Source organism: Colwellia sp. RE-S-Sl-9, assembly GCF_048296855.1.
In the GTDB taxonomy this organism is placed as follows: domain Bacteria; phylum Pseudomonadota; class Gammaproteobacteria; order Enterobacterales; family Alteromonadaceae; genus Pseudocolwellia.
This window is the reverse complement of record NZ_CP182631.1, coordinates 1403508-1425597: the sequence shown is the minus strand read 5'-3', so window position 1 is coordinate 1425597 and position 22090 is coordinate 1403508. Positions and strand designations below refer to the sequence as shown.

Below are 22090 nucleotides of genomic sequence, written 5' to 3'. Positions count from 1 at the left end.
CTTGAAAGTCTTATTCTCTTATCTAGGGCTATGTTAATTTTCGTTAAAATCCTGTAATATGCGCGCGAAAATAAATTTTAAATAAAGTGCATATCGATATAGCTGTATTGAATGTTTATGCATTTACTCGTGGTATTGGCAATATTTACAGTAGGAAACTCAATGACAACCGAAAAATCTAAGATTATATATACTATTACTGACGAAGCACCAGCGCTTGCGACACATTCGTTATTACCTATTCTTCAGGCTTTTACAGCCACTTCAGGTATAGACATTGAAACTCGTGATATTTCATTAGCAGCACGTGTTCTTGCAAATTTTCCAAAATATTTAACTGAAGAGCAACGTGTAGGTGATGCCTTAGCTGAACTTGGTCAATTAGCAACTACACCAGAAGCTAATATTATTAAGTTACCTAATGTTAGCGCATCAGTACCACAATTACACGCCGTTATTAAAGAACTTCAAGCTAAAGGTTATGCATTACCTGATTACCCAGAAGAACCACAAAACGACGCTGAAAAATCGATTAAATATACATACGACAAAATTAAAGGTAGTGCAGTAAACCCTGTATTACGTGAAGGTAATTCAGATCGTAGAGCGCCTGGTTCAGTTAAGCAGTATGCTCGTAAAAACCCACATTCAATGGGTGCATGGAGCAAAGATTCAAAGTCTAGTGTTGCAAGTATGTCTGCAAATGATTTTTTTGGTAGTGAGCAATCGACTACCGTTGAAAATGCAACTGAAGTAAAAATTGAATTTACTGATAACTCAGGTGCGGTAACGGTATTAAAAGATCACTTATCTTTATTATCAGGTGAAATTATTGATTCAGCTGTTTTAAGCAAGAATGCATTAGTAGCATTTTTCGAAGAAGAAATTAATAAAGCGAAAGAAGAAGATGTTTTATTATCACTTCACCTAAAAGCAACCATGATGAAAGTATCTGACCCTATTATTTTTGGTCATGCTGTAAAAGTTTACTATAAAGATGTATTTGCAAAATATGCAGACGTATTTGAGCAATTAGGTGTTGATGCTAATAACGGTATTGGTGACGTTTATTCTAAAATTGAACGTTTACCTGAAGCTAAAAAAGCTGAGATTTTAGCTGACCTTCAAGCGGTTTATGAAACTCGCCCTGCATTAGCTATGGTTGATTCTGACAAAGGTATTACTAACTTACATGTACCAAGTGACGTAATTGTTGATGCTTCAATGCCAGCAGCGATCCGTTCTTCTGGTGGTATGTGGGGACCTGATGGACAATTAAAAGACACTAAAGCAATGATCCCTGATCGTTGTTACGCCGGTGTATACCAAGCTGTTATTGATTTTTGTCGTGAAAATGGCGCATTTGATCCAACAACTATGGGAACTGTTCCTAATGTTGGCCTTATGGCTCAAAAAGCTGAAGAGTATGGTTCTCATGATAAAACATTCGAAATAGCAAGCAATGGTACGGTTCGTGTAATTGATGCTAGCGGTGCTGTTTTATTAGAGCATGCTGTTGAAGCGGGCGATATCTGGAGAATGTGTCAAGCGAAAGACTTACCAATTCAAGATTGGGTTAAATTAGCCGTTAATCGTGCCACAGCCACTAAAGTACCTACTATTTTCTGGTTAGATGAAAATCGTGCACATGATGCTGAAGTAATCAAAAAAGTGAATAAATATTTACCTGAACATAATACTGATGGTTTAGATATCCGTATTATGGCTCCTGTTGAAGCAACTCAATTTACTGTTGAACGTCTTGCTAAAGGTGAAGATACAATTTCAGTAACAGGTAACGTATTACGTGATTATTTAACAGATTTGTTCCCAATCTTAGAGTTAGGTACATCAGCTAAAATGTTATCAATCGTTCCATTAATGAATGGTGGTGGTTTATTTGAAACTGGTGCTGGTGGTTCTGCTCCTAAGCATGTTCAACAATTTGAAAAAGAAAACCATTTACGTTGGGATTCTTTAGGTGAATTTTTAGCACTTGCTGCTTCTTTAGAACACACAAGTACTACTACGGGCAACAATAAAGCTCAAGTACTTGCAGACACATTGGACAGAGCAACAGGTACATTTTTATCTGAAAACAAATCACCGTCTCGTAAAGTAGGTGAATTAGATAACCGTGGTAGTCACTTTTACTTAGCATTATACTGGGCACAAGAGCTAGCTAGTCAGTCAGACGATGCTGAGCTTAAAGCGACTTTCGTAGCCGTAGCACAAGCATTAACAAATCAAGAAAATAAAATTGTTGATGAATTAAATAGTGCTCAAGGTCCAGCACAAGATATTAATGGCTATTACTTTGCTGATGTTGAATTAGCGTCTAAAGCAATGCGCCCAAGCGCAACATTAAATACTATTATTTCTACTTTATTGTAGATATTAGTTTTTTGAAAAAGCTGAGTTTTTACTCAGCTTTTTTTTTGCTTATTGATTGATTTTATAGTCAATAAGTTCTGTAACTTCAATAGCTTAATTTCTATATTTCTTCTGTTTATACCCATTATTACCTTTTAGTGATTAGTTTCTTATTCATTTCTACGATAGTTTGTCTGTAAGTAAGTGTGTTTGGTTTCATTATTGGTTTCATAAAACATACCTTATGTTTAATTCACCGTATTCGGATGCAGCAGAGGAACTTCATATGTCAAATAAAGTAATAATTCCAGAGTCAGGTAGTAAAATCACAGTTATTGATGGAAAGTTAACCGTTCCAAATAATCCTATTATTCCTTATATCGAAGGTGATGGTATTGGCATTGATATTACTCCAACTATGATTAAAGTGGTTGATGCTGCCGTTAAGAAAGCTTATGCCGGTGAACGCAATATTCATTGGATGGAGGTCTACGCTGGTGAAAAAGCTACTGAAATATATGACTCGGAAACTTGGTTGCCTGATGAAACATTAGAAATATTTAAACAATATAAAGTAGGTATAAAAGGTCCTTTAACCACACCTGTTGGTGGTGGAATGAGATCCTTGAATGTAGCAATACGTCAAATACTTGATCTTTATGTATGCCAACGTCCTGTGCAGTGGTTTACGGGAGTACCAAGCCCAGTTAAAAATCCAGCGGAAGTTAATATGATTATTTTTAGAGAAAACTCTGAAGATATATATGCAGGTATTGAGTATCAAGCCAATAGCTCAGATGCAAAGAAGGTTATTGAGTTTTTAACTAAAGAAATGGGTGTTACTAAAATCCGTTTTGAAGAGGATTGTGGTATTGGTATTAAACCTGTTTCTAAAGAAGGTACACAGCGTTTAGTTCGCCAAGCAATTCAATATGCCATTGATAATGATAAAGACTCTGTAACTTTAGTTCATAAAGGTAATATTATGAAGTTTACTGAAGGGGCATTTAAAGATTGGGGATATCAGTTAGCAATTGAAGAGTTTGGTGCTGACTATATCGACGGTGGCCCATGGTGTTCAATCATTAATCCTAATAATGGTAAAGAGATCATTATTAAAGATGTAATAGCTGATGCTATGTTGCAACAAATACTGCTAAGACCTGCTGAATATAGTGTTATTGCCACACTAAATTTAAATGGTGATTATATTTCTGATGCTTTAGCTGCACAAGTAGGTGGTATTGGAATTGCTCCTGGTGCTAACTTAAATGACGAAGTGGCTATTTTTGAAGCGACCCATGGTACAGCACCAAAATATGCAGGTCAGAATAAAGTCAATCCAGGTTCTGTAATCTTATCGGCTGAAATGATGTTAAGGCATATGGGATGGCTTGAAGCCGCAGACTTGTTATTGAAAGGTATGTCGGGTGCTATTAATGCTAAAACGGTAACCTATGACTTTGAACGCTTAATGGATGGGGCTACTTTGGTAACTTGTTCTGAATTTGGTGATTGTATTATTGATAACTTGTAATAAGTTAATGGGAATAAAAAACAAAATGTGTTTTTTATTCCCTATGTAACTTATAGGTAATGATTAATCTTCTTGAGACTCTACTTCTGATGGTGTAATGCTTGCTGCGTGTTGACCTTTAGGTCCAGCATCAATTTCGTAATTTACATCCTGTCCTGCTTTCAACGTTCGATAACCTTCCATTTGAATTGTCGAGTAGTGAGCAAATATATCCTCACCACCTTCGTCGGGACGAATAAAACCAAAACCTTTAGCATTATTAAACCATTTAACTGTACCCTGTGCCATACTTCTACATCCTTTATTAAATGAACTTGGTATATTACTTGTGTTTCTTAAGCATTTTTTAAATCAAGTAGCGATTAAAAAAACATCACTAATGAATCGTAGATAAATATAATTATTAGTCAAGTTAAATTTACCTATTTTTTCATCTTATTAAACATTAAAATAATGAGAAAAGTTACAGCAAAATTCTCATCTACAGGCTAATATATAATTATGAGTAAATGGAAAGAGCTCACAGACAACCAAGAGCTACTTGAAGAAAAGATTGAAATAGACAATGTAAAACCTCCGATGTATAACGTTATATTACTGAATGACGATTATACGCCGATGGACTTTGTAGTAGAGGTATTACGCATGTTCTTTAATATGAATGCTGAGCGAGCGACAGATATTATGCTCGATATTCATTATAAAGGTAAGGCATCTTGTGGCACATTTACTGCGGAAATTGCAGAAACTAAAGTAAGTCAAGTAAGTAGTTACGCTATTGAAAACCAGCATCCTCTTAAGTGCAAAATGGAAAAAGTGTAACCCGTAAGTTTTGACAGTGGAGTAACCTATGCTAAATAAAGATCTAGAAATTTCATTAAACTTAGCTTTTCGCCAAGCTAAAGATTCCCGTCATGAATTTATGACGGTAGAGCACCTACTACTCGCACTATTAGATAACCCCGCTTCTATAGAAGCATTAAATGCTTGTGGTGCAGATCTATCCAAATTACGTCAAGAATTACTTAATTTTATTGGTGAAACAACGCCAGTAATTCCTGAAAGTGAAATTGAAAGAGAAACTCAACCCACGTTAGGGTTCCAACGTGTATTGCAACGTGCTGTTTTTCATGTGCAATCATCAGGTAAAAGCGAAGTCAATGGCTCTAATGTTTTAGTGGCTATCTTTAGCGAACAAGAATCACAAGCTGCTTATTTTCTTAAAAAACTAGATGTGACTCGTTTAGATATTGTGAACTTTATTTCTCATGGTATTTCAAAAATTGAAAGTAATGAGCCTTCTCATGTTACTGAAGATATTGAACAGAAAGTAGAAGAACGTACTATAGATAACTTTGCAGTAAATCTTAATGAAGAGGCGCTAAAAGGTAATATAGATCCACTTATCGGTAGAAGCGATGAGTTAGAAAGAACCTTACAAGTGTTAAGTCGTCGTCGTAAAAATAACCCGTTATATGTTGGGGAAGCAGGTGTTGGTAAAACAGCGATTGCTGAAGGCTTAGCAAATTTAGTTATTTCAGATAAAGCACCTGAATTTTTAGCCGACGCTACGATTTACTCATTAGACATGGGGGCTTTATTAGCAGGAACAAAATACAGAGGTGATTTCGAAAAGAGATTCAAAGCTGTTTTAAAAGAGTTAGAAACGGATACGAATGCCATTTTATTTATTGATGAAATTCATACTATTATCGGTGCAGGTGCGGCTTCTGGCGGTATGATGGATGCATCTAACTTGCTTAAACCTTTATTATCATCAGGTAAGCTGCGTTGTATTGGCTCTACCACATATCAAGAATACAATAGTATTTTTGAGAAAGATCGCGCACTTGCAAGACGATTCCAAAAAATTGATGTAGCAGAGCCTAGTGTTGATGAAACAACTAAAATCTTACAAGGTTTAAAAGAGAAATACGAAAGCCATCATGGCATTCGTTATACCAATAAAGCGCTAAGAGCGGCAGCTCAACTATCGGCTAAGTATATTAATGAGCGCTTTTTACCTGATAAAGCGATTGATGTGATTGATGAAGCAGGCGCTAAACAACAATTAGTTGCGCCATCGAAACGTAAAAAAATCATTAACAACACCGATATTGAAACGATTGTTGCAAAAATGGCTCGTATTCCAGAAAAGTCAGTGTCTTCAACAGAAACTGATAGCCTTAAAACATTAGATAGAAACCTTAAGATGGTTGTGTTTGGTCAAGATCATGCGATAGATGAACTTTCATCTGTTATTCGTTTATCACGTGCTGGTTTAGGCAATGAAGAAAAACCTATTGGGTCATTCTTATTTGCTGGTCCAACAGGCGTAGGTAAAACTGAAGTTACACAACAGCTGGCTAAAACATTAGGTGTTGAGCTCTTGCGTTACGATATGTCTGAATACATGGAAAAGCACGCGGTTAGCCGACTTATTGGTGCTCCTCCAGGTTATGTTGGATATGAGCAAGGTGGACTATTAACTGATGCTGTACTTAAACACCCTCATTCAGTTGTATTGTTAGATGAAATTGAAAAAGCACATCCTGATGTATTTAATATTCTTTTACAGGTAATGGATCACGGTACATTAACGGATAATAATGGCCGTAAGGCTGATTTTAGAAACGTTATTATTGTATTAACGACCAATGCTGGTGTTACTGAAACAACGAAACAGTCTATTGGTTTCAAGCAACAAGATGCGAATATGAATGCGATGGAAGAAATTAATAAAGTTTTCTCTCCTGAGTTCCGTAACCGATTAGATAATATTGTTTGGTTTAACCACTTAAGTACCGAAATTATTCATCAAGTTGTTGATAAGTTTATTGTTGAGCTTCAAGCACAATTAGATGTAAAAGGGGTCTCTTTAGAGCTTTCAAAAGCAGCTAAAGATTGGTTAGCTGAGAAAGGTTATGATAAAAATATGGGCGCTAGACCTATGGCTAGATTGATCCAAGAGCATTTGAAGAAAAACTTAGCCAACGAGTTGCTCTTTGGTGATCTAACTCATGGCGGCGTAGCTAAAGTTGATGTCAAAAAAGGTAAGTTAGTGATTCAATGCGAATCGAAAAAAGAGTTAGTAGAGCACTAACGCTTAGTTTATCTTTGGTAGATGTTAAATAACGATAAAAACCATCTTTTTAGATGGTTTTTTTATGTTTAATTGATCGCATTGGTATTTGTAATATTAAAGACATAAAAAAACCCAGTTGTAATCAGCTGGGTTTTTTGTTGGTTTTATAAAGTTATTATCTTGCGCGGAAGATAATACGACCTTTAGATAAATCGTATGGAGTTAACTCAACAGTAACTTTATCACCCGTAAGTATACGGATATAATTTTTGCGCATTTTACCAGAAATGTGTGCAGTAACCACATGGCCATTTTCTAGTTCAACTCTGAACATCGTATTTGGCAATGTATCTAAAACAGTGCCTTGCATTTCAATATTTTCTTCTTTCGCCATTGGGCGTAAAACCTCTAAAGTTGATCTACCGTTAATTGCAATGTATAAAATTCTAAACGGTGTAATTAATGATGAATAAAAAGCTGCGCAGATGATGCCGAATTGAGCGCCTAAAGTAAAGTAAATGTGCTATTTATTTGTTGTAATCCAAGTATTATTGATTAATTCTTGGTATGGGAAGTATTTATTTTTATAATTCATTTTTTGGCAGCTATCAATTTGATAACCCAAATATAAAAATCTTTTGTTGTATTCGTTACTTAATTTGATTTGATTGAGTATTGAAAATACACCCAAACCTTTTGAACGGTAATCAGGATGATAAAAAGTATAAACGGCAGATAAGCCATCAGTGAGAATATCGGTAACTGCAACTGAAATAAGTATGTCGTCATCCCATGTCTCAATAAATAATTGCTCAGACACACTACTTTTTGTGAAGGTTTCGTATTGAGTGATTGTTGCCGGAAACATACTACCGTCATGATGTATGGTATTTATGTAGTTTTCGTAAAGCTCATAATAAATGTCTTTAGGCTCATGAGATACTTTCAATATATAAGCTTTGTTTTTATTAAATAAACGTTTTTGACTTTTTGATGGTTTAAAATCTTGGCTAATTAATCGAATTGATTTACAGGCATTACAATTTATGCAATGAGGACGATATATTTGGTCGCTGCTTCGTCTAAAGCCGTTTGCCATTAACCAAGAGTATTGTTCAGTGTTATGTAAGCGTTCATCTACCGCAACGAGCAGACGTTCTTCTTCATCAGGTAAATAATTACAGGGAAAAGATTGAGTGATCCCGAATTGATAGTCATTAGCCATATTACTACTCTATTTCTTTTGGTAGCCAAAAATCGTGAGGAATATTCATAGATAAGTGTTTTTGTTGTTGTTTAATAAAATACTCTCTAGACACTTCAATACAGCCCATATCTGCTAAAAACGGATTTAATAACTGACAGTCTATCATGCTTATATTAATGCTCTCTAAATGCTTAGCAAGTGTTACAAGGGCTATTTTTGAAGCATTACTGACTTTATAAAACATTGACTCGCCAGAAAAATAGCCATTAATCGCTACGCCATATAAACCACCCACTAATTCATTGTTTTGCCATACCTCAATACTATGCGCATGTCCTTGTCTGTGTAATTGTTTATAAGCATTAATCATGTCGGTAACAATCCACGTATCTTCTTTTCTAAAAGGGGCGTGTGCACAAAGGTTAATAACCTCGTTAAAAGCTTTGTTGATTGAAACGCTATAATTTTTTTGTTTTAAAACTTTTCTTAACGTGCGATTTATTTTAATGGTTGTTGTAGTAATTATAGCTCTAGGATCGGGACTCCACCACATGATTGGATCATGATCAGAATACCAAGGAAATACACCGTGTTTGTAAGCGCTGCATAAACGCTCAACACTTAAATCTCCGCCAAAGGCAAGTAATCCATTAGGTTCTGTAAGGGCTTGGTGTAGAGGAGGGAAGACCAAACTCTCACTGTTAAGTAATTCAAGAGTTTGGCTCATTTTAATAGACTTATTGTTATTCGTTTAAAAATGCTAAGAATTAAGAATTTTTAGCATCTAAATAACGTTCAGCATCTAATGCAGCCATACAGCCAGCACCCGCAGACGTAATGGCTTGACGATAAATATGATCTGCAACATCACCCGCAGCAAAAACACCTTCAACACTTGTTTGTGTTGCGTTGCCTGAAGTACCACTTTGAATAGTTAAGTAGCCATCTTTCATTGCTAACTGGTCTTTAAATATATCAGTATTAGGTTTATGTCCAATAGCAATGAATGTGCCCATTACTTCAAGATCTTCAGTTTTATCAGATTTTGTATCTTTTAATCTAATACCTGTTACGCCCATATCATTACCTAGTACTTCATCTAGGGTACGATCTAAATGTAGAATAATTTTGCCTTCTTCCACTTTTTTATATAAACGGTCAGCAAGAATTTTTTCAGAACGGAAAGTATCACGTCTATGCACTAAATGTACTTCTGAAGCGATGTTCGCTAAATATAAAGCTTCTTCAACAGCAGTATTGCCACCACCAACAACAGCAACTTTTTGGTTACGGTAAAAAAATCCGTCACATGTAGCACAAGCTGAAACACCTTTACCCATAAAAGCTTCTTCAGAAGGTAAACCTAGATATTGAGCTGAAGCACCTGTACAAATAATTAAAGCATCACAAGTGTAAGAAGCCGTGTCACCTTTTAATTTAAAAGGACGTTCACTGAAATCTACTTCGTTGATATGATCAAAAACAATTTCAGTATCAAATTTTTCTGCATGTTTTTGCATACGTTCCATAAGTGCAGGGCCGGTAAGATCGTCTGCATCTCCAGGCCAGTTTTCAACTTCTGTTGTTGTTGTTAACTGTCCACCTTGTTGCATACCAGTGATCATTACAGGTTTTAAATTTGCTCGTGCGGCATAAACTGCAGCCGTGTAGCCAGCAGGTCCTGAGCCTAGGATAAGTAATGGACAATGTCTGGTTTCGCTCATGGTGTACTCCAATAGATGAAATGAATAACTTACTTTAGTTAGTAATTGGGATTTTAAGGGATTATATCAATAGGGCAACTAACTTTTATTTAAAAAAATGCATCAAAAGTTATAAAGTGTAGGTATCTTTTTACAAAAGAATGAGTGATAGGCGTTGTTACCTCTTTATCATATATTAAAAAAGCGCTATTAACTCAATGCTAATAGCGCTTTAAATTATATTTATTTGCTCGACCTTTTATAAATCAAGCGACAATATTTTATAAAGTAGCAATTGCGTCTTCAGGTGCTACGTAGTCATAACCTAATACATCAGCTACTGGCTTGTAAGTGATTTTACCACCTAAAACATTTAAACCATTCATAAGATGAACATCATCAAGCATCGCTTGTTTTGCACCTTTATTTGCTAAAGTAACAGCAAACGGCATAGTTGCATTTGTTAATGCCATTGTTGACGTGCGTGCTACGCCACCAGGCATGTTTGCTACACAATAATGTACAACATCGTCAACTACATAGGTTGGATCTTGATGAGTGGTTGCTTTTGATGTTTCGAAACAACCACCTTGGTCAATTGCAACATCTACAACAACAGCGCCTTTTTTCATCATTTTGATGTGTTGCGCGGTAACTAATTTTGGAGCTGCTGCGCCTGGTATTAATACTGCACCAATCACCAAGTCAGCTTCTACAATTAGCTGGTCCATTGCATCAGCTGTTGAGTAAACTGTTTTTAATCGACCATCAAATTCAACATCTAGTTGACGTAAACGTGGAAGTGAACGATCTAGAATAGTAACATCAGCACCCATACCTATAGCCATACGAGCAGCTTGAGTTCCTACTACACCACCACCAACAATTAAAACTTTTGCAGGAGCAACACCCGGAACACCACCTAATAAAGCACCTAAACCACCTTGTGCTTTTTCAAGGGCATGAGCACCTGCTTGAATAGACATACGACCTGCTACTTCAGACATAGGTGCTAATAAAGGTAAACCACCTGTAGCTGCTGTTACTGTTTCGTAAGCTATACAGGTAGCGCCAGAAGCTATGAGTAATTCTGTTTGTTTTGGATCAGGAGCTAAATGTAAATAAGTAAATAATACTTGGCCAGGACGAAGCATTTTACATTCATTAGGTTGAGGTTCTTTTACTTTAATGATCATATCTGCAGTAGCAAAAATTTCTTCTGCAGTATCAATGATTTTTGCGCCAGCAATAATATATTGCTCGTTTTCAAAACCGATGGCAGCACCACCGTTACTTTCAACGAGAACACTATGTCCATTTACTGTCAGCTCTTTTACACCAGCAGGCGTAAGGCCAATACGGTACTCGTGGTTTTTAATTTCTTTAGGTACACCGATAATCATAATTGCTTTCTCTAATTGTATTTTTATAGGGTTTTATTTAACGCTAGTATAATTCTATTTTAAGGAGATATTATTTCGTTGTTTTATTTTTTCTAGTGTATTATGCTATTTTTATTGTTATTTTTAGATGAAAATATCGTTTAAGAGAAGTGGATGAAAAAGCTAGATCGTATTGACAAAAATATCTTATTTGAATTACAAAAAAATGGCCGTTTATCTAATATAGATTTATCAAAAAAAGTAGGGTTAAGTCCAACGCCATGTCTTGAAAGAGTAAAGCGATTAGAAGCTGATAAATTTATAACTGGATATAGAGCAACATTAAATCACGAACTTTTAGATTCGGCTTTACTGGTATTTGTTGAAATAACATTAACAAAAACGAGTCCTGATGTGTTTAGTGATTTTTCTAAATCTGTCCAGAGTTTAGAGGTTATTCAAGAATGTCATCTTGTTTCAGGCGACTTTGACTTTTTACTTAAAACGCGCGTAAAAGACATGTCAGCCTACAGAGAATTACTCGGTGAAACATTACTTAGGTTACCGTCTGTGAGCGAAAGTCGTACATATGTTGTTATGGAAGAAGTAAAAGCTAACAATGTGTTACCAATTAAACGCTAAAATAATGTTATTGCGTGCAATATTTTGTTATTTTATAAGGTATTAAATTCTTCAATTTTTCATGGTAGATATATTGTCTCAAGAATCTTCTAAATTAAACGGTGTTCAACGCCTACTTGAAGCTGGATTATTAGTTTCATGTGTTTTCGCTATGTACATGATGCTTATCTTGTTTACATTTGATTCGGCTGATCCTGGCTGGGCACAAACAGGTTATCAAACAGCTATTCGTAATATGGGGGGCGCTGTAGGTGCCTACTTATCTGATTTATTATTAAACCTATTTGGTGTTGTCGCTTATAGTTTACCTTTTGTTATTGCTATTACGGGCTGGTTGATCTTTCAAAAATATCATAAATTAATGCAGCTTGATTACTTAACTTTGGGTCTAAAGTTTGTCGGTTTTATTCTGCTTTATGTAGGTATTACCTCAATAGCGAGTATGAATTTTGATGATATATTTTATTTTTCAGCAGGCGGAATTATTGGTGATGTACTGAGTAATACCTTTTTACCTTATTTTTCATTTGTGGGTAGTACATTAATTTTCTTGTTACTTTGTGGGACGGGGTTTGTTCTATTAACGGGATTTTCACTATTAGCCTTTGTTGATATGATTGGCTCGTACACCATACGAGGTATGCAATATCTTGTTAACCTTCCTCATTTATTGAAAGAAAATTTTGGTACCTCTAATACTGAAGAACAACCAAAAGTAGAACCTGAACAGTCTAAACCTGAAGAAGAAAGTGTCAGTAAAACCTCAAGCATAAAACAAAAGTTTACCGATGTTGCTGCTAAAATTACCGCTAAGAAAGAACCTGTAACAACGACATCTAACCAAAATGATGTTGAACATGCATTTTCCTCGCTTTCTACTCAAAACGATCAAAATTTAATTAACCCAAGCGAAAACGATATTCCTTTTCAATTGGATGATGAATTAGAACCTTTTGTTGATATTAACGACATTATGGGTGAGCCGTTAGCCATTAACGTACAAGAACATGTTAATGAAGAAGAAATAACAGCAGCGTTTGAAGATGTTGAAAAGATAGTAATACCTGTTTCCACTAAGCCAGCAGTTCAATCGCCATCTACAGAAATAGAAGACAAGTACAAAGGAATGCCTGGACTTGACTTATTAGATCGCCCAGACCGTGCCAAACACCCCATTGATCAAGAACAACTCGATCGAGTTTCTCGCTTAGTCGAAGAAAAGTTACTTGAGTTTGGCATTATAGCCGAAGTGGTTGGTGTTTTCCCTGGACCGGTGATTACCCGGTTTGAATTGAATTTAGCCCCAGGCGTTAAAGCCAGCAAAATTACCAACTTATCGAAAGATTTAGCTCGGTCGCTATCAGCAAAAAGTGTTCGCGTTGTTGAAGTGATCGAAGGTAAGTCTGTGATCGGTATCGAATTACCGAACAAACACCGTGAAACCGTATTCTTTGCCGACGTTATTTCTTGTGAAAAATTCTCTGAGTCAAGCTCAAAATTGGCGATGGCTATTGGTAGTGATATATCAGGAGAGCCGGTTATTGCTGATCTAGCTAAAATGCCACATCTACTCGTTGCGGGTACCACAGGCTCAGGTAAATCTGTTGCAGTTAACACCATGATTGTCAGTATTTTATATAAAGCTTCGCCTGAAGATGTACGTATGATCATGATAGATCCCAAGCAAGTAGAATTATCAGTATACGACGGTATACCTCATTTATTATCTGAGGTAGTTACTGACATGAAAGAAGCAGCAAATGCGCTGCGTTGGTGTGTAGGAGAAATGGAGCGACGTTATCAGTTAATGTCAAAGCTTGGTGTCAGAAATCTTAAAGGTTATAACGCTAAAGTTGTTAAGGCGATAGAGGCTGGTGAACCGTTAATTGATCCTTTATGGGAACCTAAGGATGCCTTTAGCCAAACCCCCCCCTTATTAACAAGACTGCCGTCAATTGTAATTATTGTTGATGAGTTTGCTGACATGATGATGATAGTAGGTAAAAAAGTTGAAGAACTTATTGCCCGTATTGCACAAAAGGCACGTGCTGCAGGTATTCATTTAATTCTAGCGACACAACGTCCATCTGCTGATGTTATTACAGGGTTAATTAAAGCCAATATTCCAACGCGTATGGCGCTAAGAGTTCAATCTAGAATAGAGTCGCGCATCATTTTAGATCAACAAGGCGCAGATCAACTCTTGGGAATGGGTGATATGTTTTATTTACCGCCAGGTGAAGCTGTACCCATTCGAGTACATGGCGCTTTTGTTGATGACCATGAAGTACATGCAGTGGTTAGTGATTGGAAATCAAGAGCAGAGCCTAATTATATTGAAGATATTCTGTCAGGCGGTAGCGAGCAAGAAATTTTATTGCCCGGTGAAGTTTCAGAAGGTAGTGAAGAAGAAGAGCTTGATACCATATTTGATGAAGCAGTTAATTTTGTAACTGAAACACGTCGAGTGTCTATTTCAAGCGTACAACGCAAGTTTAGAATTGGTTATAACCGAGCTGCTCGTATAGTTGAACAAATGGAAACTCAAGGCATTGTTACTACTCCTGGTAACAATGGCGCTCGAGAAGTATTAGCTCCACCTCCTATTAAGGATTTCGATAATGACTAAAAAACATCAAGTAATATCAACTGCGCTGTTAACTTTTTCCTTAGGTAGCTTTTCAGCACTGCCAAGCTTAGCTGCTGATATGAACACACCCATTACAGAAAACAATAATATAAGTCATATTATTGCGAATACTTCACAAGAATATAAAAGTGAATTAATAAATAAGTTAAGTCGAATTAATCAATTCAGCGCCTTGTTTGAACAAGAGGTTATTGATAATGCTGGTAATGTATTACAGCGTGGAGGAGGCGATTTAGCTGTTAAACGTCCTAACCTTGTACATTGGAATACCACCTCGCCAGACGAGTCTCTTATTGTATCTGACGGTAAATCTATATTCTTATTTGACCCATTTATCGAGCAAGTAACCGCCTATAAACTCGATGGCGCAATAGCTAATACACCAATTTTATTGATCACAACCAATAATGAATCTTTATGGGAACAATACTCTGTTAGCCGTACATCTAAAAACAACTACGTTATACATGCAAATGACGTGAATAGCCGTATTACAACATTAGAAATTAATTTTAATGATCAAAGTGAATTAACTGGTTTTACCTTTCTGGATGTAACGGGGCAGTTAAGTAAAGTTTTACTTAAAAACGTAAATTTATCACCTGATTTAGCTCCTTCACTTTTTACTTTTACTATTCCTGAGGGCGCTCATTTAGATGACCAGCGCTAATGGTACGCTTGATTTAAGTTTTGATGAAGATCCTCAATTTCTTCCTCTTGCTGCTAAATTACGACCTAAAACCCTAGCCGATTATGTTGGTCAAGAACATATATTAGGTATGGGAATGCCTTTACGACTTGCTATTGAGCAAGGTCGTTGTCATTCCCTAATATTTTGGGGCCCACCTGGCACAGGTAAAACGACACTCGCTGAAATTATAGCAAGCCATTCAAATGCTGAAATTGAACGCGTGTCTGCGGTAACTTCTGGTATTAAAGAAATTCGTCAAGCTATTGATAGTGCTAAACAGCGTGCTATTCATCAACAAAAAAGAACCGTGTTGTTTGTTGATGAAGTTCATCGTTTTAATAAAAGTCAGCAAGATGCTTTTCTACCACACATTGAAGACGGTACTATAATTTTTATTGGTGCGACAACTGAAAATCCTGCGTTTGAATTAAACCAAGCGGTTTTATCTCGAGCGAGGGTTTATACCCTTAAAAAACTCTCTTTAGAAAACTTAGCGGTAGTATTAACTAAAGCTATACAGTTTGAAGAAAATAGTGCTGCTGGTAGTTTAAAAATTAATATTGACGAAGGTGCAAAAAAACAACTTTTTGCTAGTGCAAGTGGCGATGCAAGACGTTTACTTAATCTATTTGAAAATTGTTTAGAAGTTATTGAAACTGTTAACCAAGAAAAACGTATTAATATAGAAACGGTTATTAAAGTCGCTGGCGATAAAATTGCCATGTACGACAAAGGTGGCGATGCTTTTTATGACTTAATTAGTGCCTTTCATAAATCCGTTCGAGGCTCAGATCCTGATGCCGCTTTATATTGGTATGCAAGAATTTTAACGGGTGGCGGCGATCCGTTATATGTAGCAAGACGCTTGCTTGCTATTGCGAGTGAAGATATTGGTAATGCGGATCCACGTGCTATGCAATTGGCCATTAATGCATGGGATACTTTTCATCGCGTTGGTCCAAGTGAAGGTGAACGGGCGATTGCACAAGCTGCCGTTTACATGGCGTTAGCTCCCAAGAGTAATGCGGTATATATGGCTTTTAGTAAGGCGAAAGAACTAGCAAAAGCGACCTCAGACCTTGATGTACCTTTTCATCTAAAAAATGCCACTAGCTCAATAACCAAAGAGTTGGGACATGGCGCGGAATACCGATATGCTCATAACGAGGAGAATGCTTTTGCTGCTGGCGAATGTTATTTACCTCCTGAAATTGCAGATACAAAACTATATGAACCAACAGATCGCGGTTTAGAAAAACAACTCAAAGAAAAACTTAACTATTTAAATACACTTAACAGGAATAGTAATGACCAGCGGTATTAGTAATTTAAGCCTTTATATTTTTGTAGCATTAGGTGGAGCTTGTGGCGCCAGTTTACGGTTTTTTGTTTATCAATTAATTTTGAATTTGGGCGGAAAAGGATTCCCTTTTGCAACGCTGGCGGTTAATATTTCGGGTTCTCTTGTTATGGGAGTGTTATACGGGTTAATCGAACAAGGTGTAATTGAAGTAACTGTTTATAGAACCCTTATTGGTATTGGGTTTTTAGGTGCTTTTACCACTTTTTCAACATTCTCATTAGACACCTTATTAATATTGCAACAAGGTGATTATTTTAAAGCGATAATGAATATTTTTCTTAATGTTGGCTTATGTATATTAGCTGCAGCATTAGGCATGTTCCTTGTCTCCATTTTTAACAAATAAAGAAAACGTGACTCCTCATGCTAGATCCAAAATTATTTAGAACAGATATTGAAAAAACAGCTGAATTATTAGCTTTACGTGGTTATCAGTTAGATACAGTAACTTTGTCGAACCTTGAAGCAACACGTAAAGAAATACAGGTTAAAACTCAAGATTTACAAAACCAACGTAATACTCGTTCAAAATCGATTGGACAAGCGAAAGCGCGTGGCGAAGACATTCAGCCTTTATTAGCTGAAGTAAGCCAATTAGGTGATGAACTTGAAGCCGCTAAAGAAGAACAAAATAAAATCCTGCAACAAATTAATGATATTGTGGCAGCAGTACCCAACCTAATTCATGAATCAGTACCACAAGGTAAATCTGAAGACGATAACGTTGAAATTAAACGTTGGGGTACACCGCGTGAATTTGATTTTGAAGTTAAAGACCATGTTGATGTCGCTGGCGCAATGGATAAAGGTTTAGATTTTGAAAGTGGTGCTAAACTAGCAGGAACACGTTTTGCGGTAATGCGCGGACAAATAGCTAAATTACACCGTGCGTTAGCCCAGTTTATGTTAGACACACACAGTGAAGAGCATGGCTACGAAGAAATGTACGTACCTTATTTAGTTAACCATGATTCACTTTTTGGCACAGGTCAGTTACCTAAATTTGGTGAAGACTTATTCCATACAGAGTTAAATAATAAAACGTTTTCGCTTATTCCTACCGCAGAAGTTCCGTTAACTAACTTAGTTAGAGACGAAATTGTTGAAGAAGCTGACTTACCTATTAAAATGTGCGCACATACACCATGTTTTAGAAGTGAAGCAGGTTCATACGGAAGAGACATTCGAGGACTTATCCGTCAGCATCAATTCGACAAAGTTGAAATGGTTCAAATCGTTAAGCCAGAAGATTCTTTTGAAGCATTAGAAAAACTGACAGGTCATGCTGAAGCCATTCTTGAAAAACTAGGTTTACCATACCGTACTGTTGTTTTATGTACGGGCGATATTGGTTTTAGTGCAACTAAAACCTTTGATATTGAAGTATGGTTGCCAGCACAAAATACGTACCGTGAAATTTCATCATGTTCAAACATGGGTGACTTCCAAGCACGTCGTATGCAAGCACGTTACAGAAGTGCAGACTCTAAGAAACCAGAACTTGTTCATACCTTAAATGGTTCAGGTTTAGCTGTTGGTCGTACGTTAGTGGCCGTATTAGAAAACTACCAACAAGCAGATGGCAGTGTTGCTATTCCAGAAGTACTTCAACCTTACATGAAAGGTTTAAAAAGCATAGGGTAATTTAACCTACATTTTTAACCGTTAAAAATCCGATGTTTATCATCGGATTTTTTGTTTTAGGGAGTGTTTTAAGAGATATTTAAAAAATTAAAGAATAATATTGTTAAATTGAGGGTCTTATCCTGTATATCGTTTTAAAGGAGTGTCAGAGTGATCCGTAGCCTTGCTATACAAGTTGCAATTTTTGTTATTATTTTTAATGTTATCTCGTGGTTTAGGGCAACATCTATGTTGTCTACTGAAACACAGTTATCACCAGAACCTCAAATATTCACCACATTAATGAATGATAAAATTCAACTATTGGTTAAAGACAAAAAAACGATAATTTATTTTTTTGCTCCTTGGTGTCAGGTTTGTCATTTTAGTATCGAAAACCTTGAGGAGTTTTATTTAGAAAACCAAGACATGAATGTAGTAGCGGTAGCCTTGGACTTTATGGATATACAAGAAGTAAGAGACTTCGCCAGCCAACACGAGCTAACATTCCCAATCGTATTAGGAAATGAAGAAATTAAACAGCAGTTTAGTATAAGTGCTTATCCTAGTTACTATGTTATAGATGAAAATAATAACGTGGTAGAAAAGTCACTAGGTTACTCTTCAAAAATAGGAATGTATTTACGTACGCTTTAGATCTTTTGATCTGAGATGTGATTGTGTACACTTATGCTTTCTAGATTTCAAAAGCTTATATGTTATGCAAATCACATCAAATTTCGATAGTGGAAATATTCACGTTGTTCAAGCATCAAACCCGTCAAATATTCAGTTAGAAATCAAAAAAGATAATCAGTCAGAGTTTTTTCAGTGGTTTCATTTTAAGTTACACAACACCAACCGTTGTGAACATATTCTTAATATTATAAATGCAAGCCAGTCAGCCTACGTAAAAGGTTGGGAAGGTTATCAAGCGGTTGCGTCTTATGATCGTCAAGAATGGTTTCGAGTACCTACCACTTATGATGGAGAGCAATTAACGATCACGTTAACACCTGAATTTGATTCCGTGTATTTTGCTTATTTTTGTCCTTATAGTTATGAGCGCCATCAAGATCTTATTCATACCGCGCAATTAGACATAGATTGTCAACTAGACGTATTAGGGCAAACATTAGATGGTCGCGACATGTCACTACTTGTTGTTGGTGAACCGAGTGATGAGAAGAAAAAAGTATGGATCACTGCCAGACAACACCCAGGTGAAACGATGGCTGAGTGGTTTATGGAAGGTTTTATCGATAGATTGCTTGATGAAGACGATGGAGTTGCTCGCTCTTTGTTAAATAAAGCGGTATTTTATCTTGTGCCTAATATGAATCCTGATGGAGGCGTAAGAGGGCATTTACGAACCAATGCTGCAGGCGTTAACTTAAATAGAGAATGGCAAAACCCTTCTTTAGAAAATAGTCCTGAAGTGTACTTAGTTCGAGAAAGAATGTTAGAAACAGGCGTAGATCTTCATTTAGATATACATGGAGATGAAGCCCTACCGTTTAATTTTGTTTCAGGTTCTGAAGGTATTCCGTCTTACGATGAACGCTTGAAAAATCTAGAAGATAAATTTAAGCAAATATTGTTGGCCATTACACCTGAATTTCAAGACGATATAGGTTATTCCAAAGATGCACCTGGCGAAGCTAATTTAACACTTGCTTCAAATTGGGTAGGAGAACAATTTAAATGTTTAGCCTATACTGTTGAAATGCCTTTTAAAGACAATGAATTACTGCCCGATTACAGCGTTGGTTGGTCTGATGAACGTAGTAGTTTATTTGGTCGTGATTTTTTAACGGCTATTCATCACGTTATTAGCGATGTATAAATTGTAAAAACATAACGCGGTTAACTTAAAAATAATAATGATAAAAGAGTAGGAGAACTCAGTGCAAGAATTAGTGAATACACTTAATAGTTTTATTTGGAGCCCCGCGTTAATTTATTTATGTTTAGGCGCAGGTGTTTTTTTCTCCATAGTTACACGTTTTGTACAAGTTCGACAAATTAAAGAAATGTGGCGTTTACTCGTTACAGGTAAAAGTTCGAAAAAAGGTATTTCATCGTTTCAAGCATTAGCTGTTTCGTTATCTGGCCGAGTAGGAACGGGTAATATTGCAGGGGTTGCTGCCGCTATTGGTTTTGGTGGCCCTGGTGCTGTTTTTTGGATGTGGGTTGTTGCCTTTTTTGGTGCTTCTACAGCCTATATAGAATCAGCCAACGCTCAAATTTATAAAGAAGAAGTTAACGGTGTTTATCGTGGTGGCCCAGCTTACTATATTGAAAAAGCTACAGGACAAAAGTGGTACGCTTGGTTATTTGCTTTATCAACCATTTTAGCTTGTGGTGCGTTACTTCCTACAGTGCAGTCAAATAGTCTTGGCGAAGCTGCCGTTATGGTTTTTGGTAAAGGAGACATGTTAAGCACGTTTTTTGGTGACATAGCATTGACTAAATTAATCACCGCAACAGCTATCGTTATATTGCTTGGTTTTATTATATTTGGTGGTATTAAACGTATTGCTAACTTTACCCAAGTTGTTGTTCCTTTTATGGCTTTTGCCTACATTATTATCGCCTGTATTATTATTGCACTACATATTGATAGATTACCTAGTATTTTTATGCTCATTATTAACGATGCCTTTTCTCCTATGGCTGGCGTTGGTGCTGCAATTGGTTGGGGTGTCAAACGTGGTGTTTATTCTAATGAAGCAGGGCAAGGTACAGGTCCTCATGCCGCTGCAGCAGCTGAAGTTCAGCATCCCGCACAACAAGGTTTAGTACAATCATTTTCTGTTTATGTAGATACTATTTTTGTTTGTTCAGCCACTGCCTTTATGATCCTTATTACACAGTCGTACAATGTAAAACTTGAAGGTGAAACAAGTTTTATCGTGCAAAACATTGCTGGCGACATTGCCGCGAATAGTCCGGCATTTACTCAAATTGCAGTAGAAAGTATGTTTAAAGGAATAGGTAAGCCATTTATTGCCTTAGCCTTATTCTTCTTCGCGTTTACGACCTTACTGGCTTATTATTTTATTGCTGAAAACAATGTAGTTTACATTGAACGCACCTTAAAAATCCCAGGTTTAACTTTTATGTTAAAAGTACTTATTATGTCAGCAACCTTTTACGGAACCATAAAAGCTGCTGATGTTGCATGGGGGATGGGCGATGTAGGTGTAGGGCTCATGGCTTGGTTAAATATTATTGGTATTATTGTTATGTTTTTTATTGCTAAGCCTGCAATTAAAGCATTAAAAGATTATGAAAAACAAAAAAAGGCGGGTGTCGAAAATTACACATTTGATCCAATAAAGCTAGGAATCAAAAATGCTAAATTTTGGGAAGATAGATTAAAAAAATAATCGAGGAAATAACTCAAAATCTTTAAATTAAACGCCCACTAGGGCGTTTTTTTTTGTAGAATACACGGGTATTTATTGTGTGAGATTATTATGGCCGTTATTAATTGTCCTAGTTGTAAAAAAAAGATATCAGATAAAGCAAAAACCTGTACTCATTGTAGTATTGAAATAGCCGGTATCGATCAATCTAAATTAGCCCTTCTAAAACAAACCAATGCTATTAAACAGCAACAAAAATTAATGACACATTCTTTTATTGCAATGTTGTTATTTTGTGGTGGTTTTTTATTCTTTTATTTAAAAGATGCGCAACCAGGTACCATCGAATATATAGGGTCTATAGCAAGTACAGTACTTGGCTTTATTCTTTATCTTGTAACTCGCGTAAGACTTCTTCTTTTAAAACGTAGCAAATAGCGTTAACGATTAATAACATCTAGCA

At 36.3% G+C, this 22090-nt stretch carries 20 protein-coding genes; 14 read left to right on the top strand and 6 right to left on the bottom strand.

The genetic code is table 11. The features are described from left to right. Positions 1-162 precede the first annotated feature (162 nt). Positions 163-2394 (top strand): NADP-dependent isocitrate dehydrogenase, encoded by a 2232-nt coding sequence (locus ACM9HF_RS06160; RefSeq protein WP_473615755.1) that lies wholly within the window; start codon positions 163-165, stop codon positions 2392-2394. A 265-nt stretch (positions 2395-2659) separates the two neighbouring features. Next, positions 2660-3910, top strand: coding sequence for an NADP-dependent isocitrate dehydrogenase (gene icd, locus ACM9HF_RS06155; protein WP_473615752.1), 1251 nt, complete (start codon positions 2660-2662; stop codon positions 3908-3910). A gap of 63 nt (positions 3911-3973) precedes the next feature. On the opposite strand, the gene cspD is transcribed toward icd, so the two are convergent. Continuing rightward, positions 3974-4198 carry a cold shock domain-containing protein CspD gene (gene cspD, locus ACM9HF_RS06150; RefSeq protein ID WP_076418775.1) on the bottom strand — a complete coding sequence of 75 codons (225 nt, stop codon included), beginning with the start codon at positions 4196-4198 and terminating at the stop codon, positions 3974-3976. Between the two features lie 213 nt (positions 4199-4411). Between cspD and clpS the strand changes: the two genes are divergently transcribed. Both clpS and clpA read left to right on the top strand, forming a co-directional pair. Next, on the top strand, positions 4412-4732 hold the full coding sequence (gene clpS / locus ACM9HF_RS06145; RefSeq protein WP_473615746.1) for an ATP-dependent Clp protease adapter ClpS: 321 nt from the start codon (positions 4412-4414) through the stop codon (positions 4730-4732). 28 nt (positions 4733-4760) lie between these two features. Further along, positions 4761-7013, top strand: coding sequence for an ATP-dependent Clp protease ATP-binding subunit ClpA (clpA, locus tag ACM9HF_RS06140; RefSeq protein ID WP_473615743.1), 2253 nt, complete (start codon positions 4761-4763; stop codon positions 7011-7013). Positions 7014-7170: 157 nt separating this feature from the next. Here the strand turns inward: clpA and infA are convergent, their stop codons facing one another. The 5 genes from infA to ald form a co-directional block, all read right to left on the bottom strand. Next, the gene (gene infA, locus ACM9HF_RS06135; RefSeq protein WP_011043571.1) at positions 7171-7389 is read right to left on the bottom strand and encodes a translation initiation factor IF-1; all 219 of its coding nucleotides are present in this window, start codon (positions 7387-7389) and stop codon (positions 7171-7173) included. Between the two features lie 129 nt (positions 7390-7518). Beyond that, positions 7519-8220 (bottom strand): arginyltransferase, encoded by a 702-nt coding sequence (locus ACM9HF_RS06130; RefSeq protein WP_473615736.1) that lies wholly within the window; start codon positions 8218-8220, stop codon positions 7519-7521. A 4-nt stretch (positions 8221-8224) separates the two neighbouring features. After that, the gene (aat, locus tag ACM9HF_RS06125; protein ID WP_473615733.1) at positions 8225-8929 is read right to left on the bottom strand and encodes a leucyl/phenylalanyl-tRNA--protein transferase; all 705 of its coding nucleotides are present in this window, start codon (positions 8927-8929) and stop codon (positions 8225-8227) included. A 40-nt stretch (positions 8930-8969) separates the two neighbouring features. Further along, positions 8970-9926, bottom strand: a complete 957-nt coding sequence (gene trxB / locus ACM9HF_RS06120) for a thioredoxin-disulfide reductase (RefSeq protein WP_473615730.1) — start codon at positions 9924-9926, stop codon at positions 8970-8972. A 260-nt stretch (positions 9927-10186) separates the two neighbouring features. Continuing rightward, complete coding sequence (gene ald / locus ACM9HF_RS06115; RefSeq protein WP_473615729.1) at positions 10187-11308, bottom strand: alanine dehydrogenase; 1122 nt, start codon at positions 11306-11308, stop codon at positions 10187-10189. A 153-nt stretch (positions 11309-11461) separates the two neighbouring features. On the opposite strand from ald, the gene lrp reads away from it, so the two are divergent. The 10 genes from lrp to ACM9HF_RS06065 all read left to right on the top strand — a co-directional run bounded on the left by lrp (position 11462) and on the right by ACM9HF_RS06065 (position 22065). Beyond that, entirely contained in the window at positions 11462-11929 is a 468-nt protein-coding gene (gene lrp, locus ACM9HF_RS06110) for a leucine-responsive transcriptional regulator Lrp (RefSeq protein ID WP_473615726.1), read from the top strand. A gap of 73 nt (positions 11930-12002) precedes the next feature. Then, positions 12003-14558: a DNA translocase FtsK gene (locus ACM9HF_RS06105; RefSeq protein WP_473615722.1), complete on the top strand. Its 2556-nt coding sequence runs from the start codon at positions 12003-12005 to the stop codon at positions 14556-14558. Further along, positions 14551-15249, top strand: a complete 699-nt coding sequence (gene lolA, locus ACM9HF_RS06100) for an outer membrane lipoprotein periplasmic chaperone LolA (RefSeq protein ID WP_473615717.1) — start codon at positions 14551-14553, stop codon at positions 15247-15249. The genes ACM9HF_RS06105 and lolA overlap by 8 nt, the downstream gene beginning before the upstream one ends. Continuing rightward, a complete protein-coding gene (locus ACM9HF_RS06095; protein ID WP_473615714.1) occupies positions 15236-16594 on the top strand; it encodes a replication-associated recombination protein A in 1359 nt (452 codons plus the stop codon). The genes lolA and ACM9HF_RS06095 overlap by 14 nt, the downstream gene beginning before the upstream one ends. Beyond that, positions 16578-16979, top strand: coding sequence for a fluoride efflux transporter CrcB (gene crcB, locus ACM9HF_RS06090; RefSeq protein ID WP_077337926.1), 402 nt, complete (start codon positions 16578-16580; stop codon positions 16977-16979). Before ACM9HF_RS06095 ends, crcB begins: the two co-directional genes overlap by 17 nt. A 17-nt stretch (positions 16980-16996) precedes the next feature. Continuing rightward, positions 16997-18277 carry a serine--tRNA ligase gene (gene serS / locus ACM9HF_RS06085; RefSeq protein WP_473615709.1) on the top strand — a complete coding sequence of 427 codons (1281 nt, stop codon included), beginning with the start codon at positions 16997-16999 and terminating at the stop codon, positions 18275-18277. Positions 18278-18427: 150 nt separating this feature from the next. Next, positions 18428-18913 carry a TlpA disulfide reductase family protein gene (locus tag ACM9HF_RS06080; RefSeq protein ID WP_473615705.1) on the top strand — a complete coding sequence of 162 codons (486 nt, stop codon included), beginning with the start codon at positions 18428-18430 and terminating at the stop codon, positions 18911-18913. 64 nt (positions 18914-18977) lie between these two features. Continuing rightward, positions 18978-20102: a M14 family metallopeptidase gene (locus ACM9HF_RS06075; RefSeq protein ID WP_473615701.1), complete on the top strand. Its 1125-nt coding sequence runs from the start codon at positions 18978-18980 to the stop codon at positions 20100-20102. 61 nt (positions 20103-20163) lie between these two features. Continuing rightward, positions 20164-21648 carry an alanine/glycine:cation symporter family protein gene (locus ACM9HF_RS06070; protein WP_473615697.1) on the top strand — a complete coding sequence of 495 codons (1485 nt, stop codon included), beginning with the start codon at positions 20164-20166 and terminating at the stop codon, positions 21646-21648. Between the two features lie 90 nt (positions 21649-21738). After that, the gene (locus ACM9HF_RS06065; RefSeq protein WP_473615693.1) at positions 21739-22065 is read left to right on the top strand and encodes a hypothetical protein; all 327 of its coding nucleotides are present in this window, start codon (positions 21739-21741) and stop codon (positions 22063-22065) included. The last annotated feature ends 25 nt before the right edge of the window (positions 22066-22090 follow it).

Coding starts and splice junctions, on each gene's coding strand:
- trxB (WP_473615730.1), bottom strand. CDS start 9,926: ATGAGCGAAACCAGACATTGTCCATTACTTATCCTAGGCTCAGGACCT.
- icd (WP_473615752.1), top strand. CDS start 2,660: ATGTCAAATAAAGTAATAATTCCAGAGTCAGGTAGTAAAATCACAGTT.
- ACM9HF_RS06160 (WP_473615755.1), top strand. CDS start 163: ATGACAACCGAAAAATCTAAGATTATATATACTATTACTGACGAAGCA.
- aat (WP_473615733.1), bottom strand. CDS start 8,929: ATGAGCCAAACTCTTGAATTACTTAACAGTGAGAGTTTGGTCTTCCCT.
- ald (WP_473615729.1), bottom strand. CDS start 11,308: ATGATTATCGGTGTACCTAAAGAAATTAAAAACCACGAGTACCGTATT.
- ACM9HF_RS06095 (WP_473615714.1), top strand. CDS start 15,236: ATGACCAGCGCTAATGGTACGCTTGATTTAAGTTTTGATGAAGATCCT.
- lrp (WP_473615726.1), top strand. CDS start 11,462: ATGAAAAAGCTAGATCGTATTGACAAAAATATCTTATTTGAATTACAA.
- infA (WP_011043571.1), bottom strand. CDS start 7,389: ATGGCGAAAGAAGAAAATATTGAAATGCAAGGCACTGTTTTAGATACA.
- ACM9HF_RS06065 (WP_473615693.1), top strand. CDS start 21,739: ATGGCCGTTATTAATTGTCCTAGTTGTAAAAAAAAGATATCAGATAAA.
- ACM9HF_RS06075 (WP_473615701.1), top strand. CDS start 18,978: ATGCAAATCACATCAAATTTCGATAGTGGAAATATTCACGTTGTTCAA.
- clpA (WP_473615743.1), top strand. CDS start 4,761: ATGCTAAATAAAGATCTAGAAATTTCATTAAACTTAGCTTTTCGCCAA.
- cspD (WP_076418775.1), bottom strand. CDS start 4,198: ATGGCACAGGGTACAGTTAAATGGTTTAATAATGCTAAAGGTTTTGGT.
- serS (WP_473615709.1), top strand. CDS start 16,997: ATGCTAGATCCAAAATTATTTAGAACAGATATTGAAAAAACAGCTGAA.
- ACM9HF_RS06130 (WP_473615736.1), bottom strand. CDS start 8,220: ATGGCTAATGACTATCAATTCGGGATCACTCAATCTTTTCCCTGTAAT.
- lolA (WP_473615717.1), top strand. CDS start 14,551: ATGACTAAAAAACATCAAGTAATATCAACTGCGCTGTTAACTTTTTCC.
- clpS (WP_473615746.1), top strand. CDS start 4,412: ATGAGTAAATGGAAAGAGCTCACAGACAACCAAGAGCTACTTGAAGAA.
- crcB (WP_077337926.1), top strand. CDS start 16,578: ATGACCAGCGGTATTAGTAATTTAAGCCTTTATATTTTTGTAGCATTA.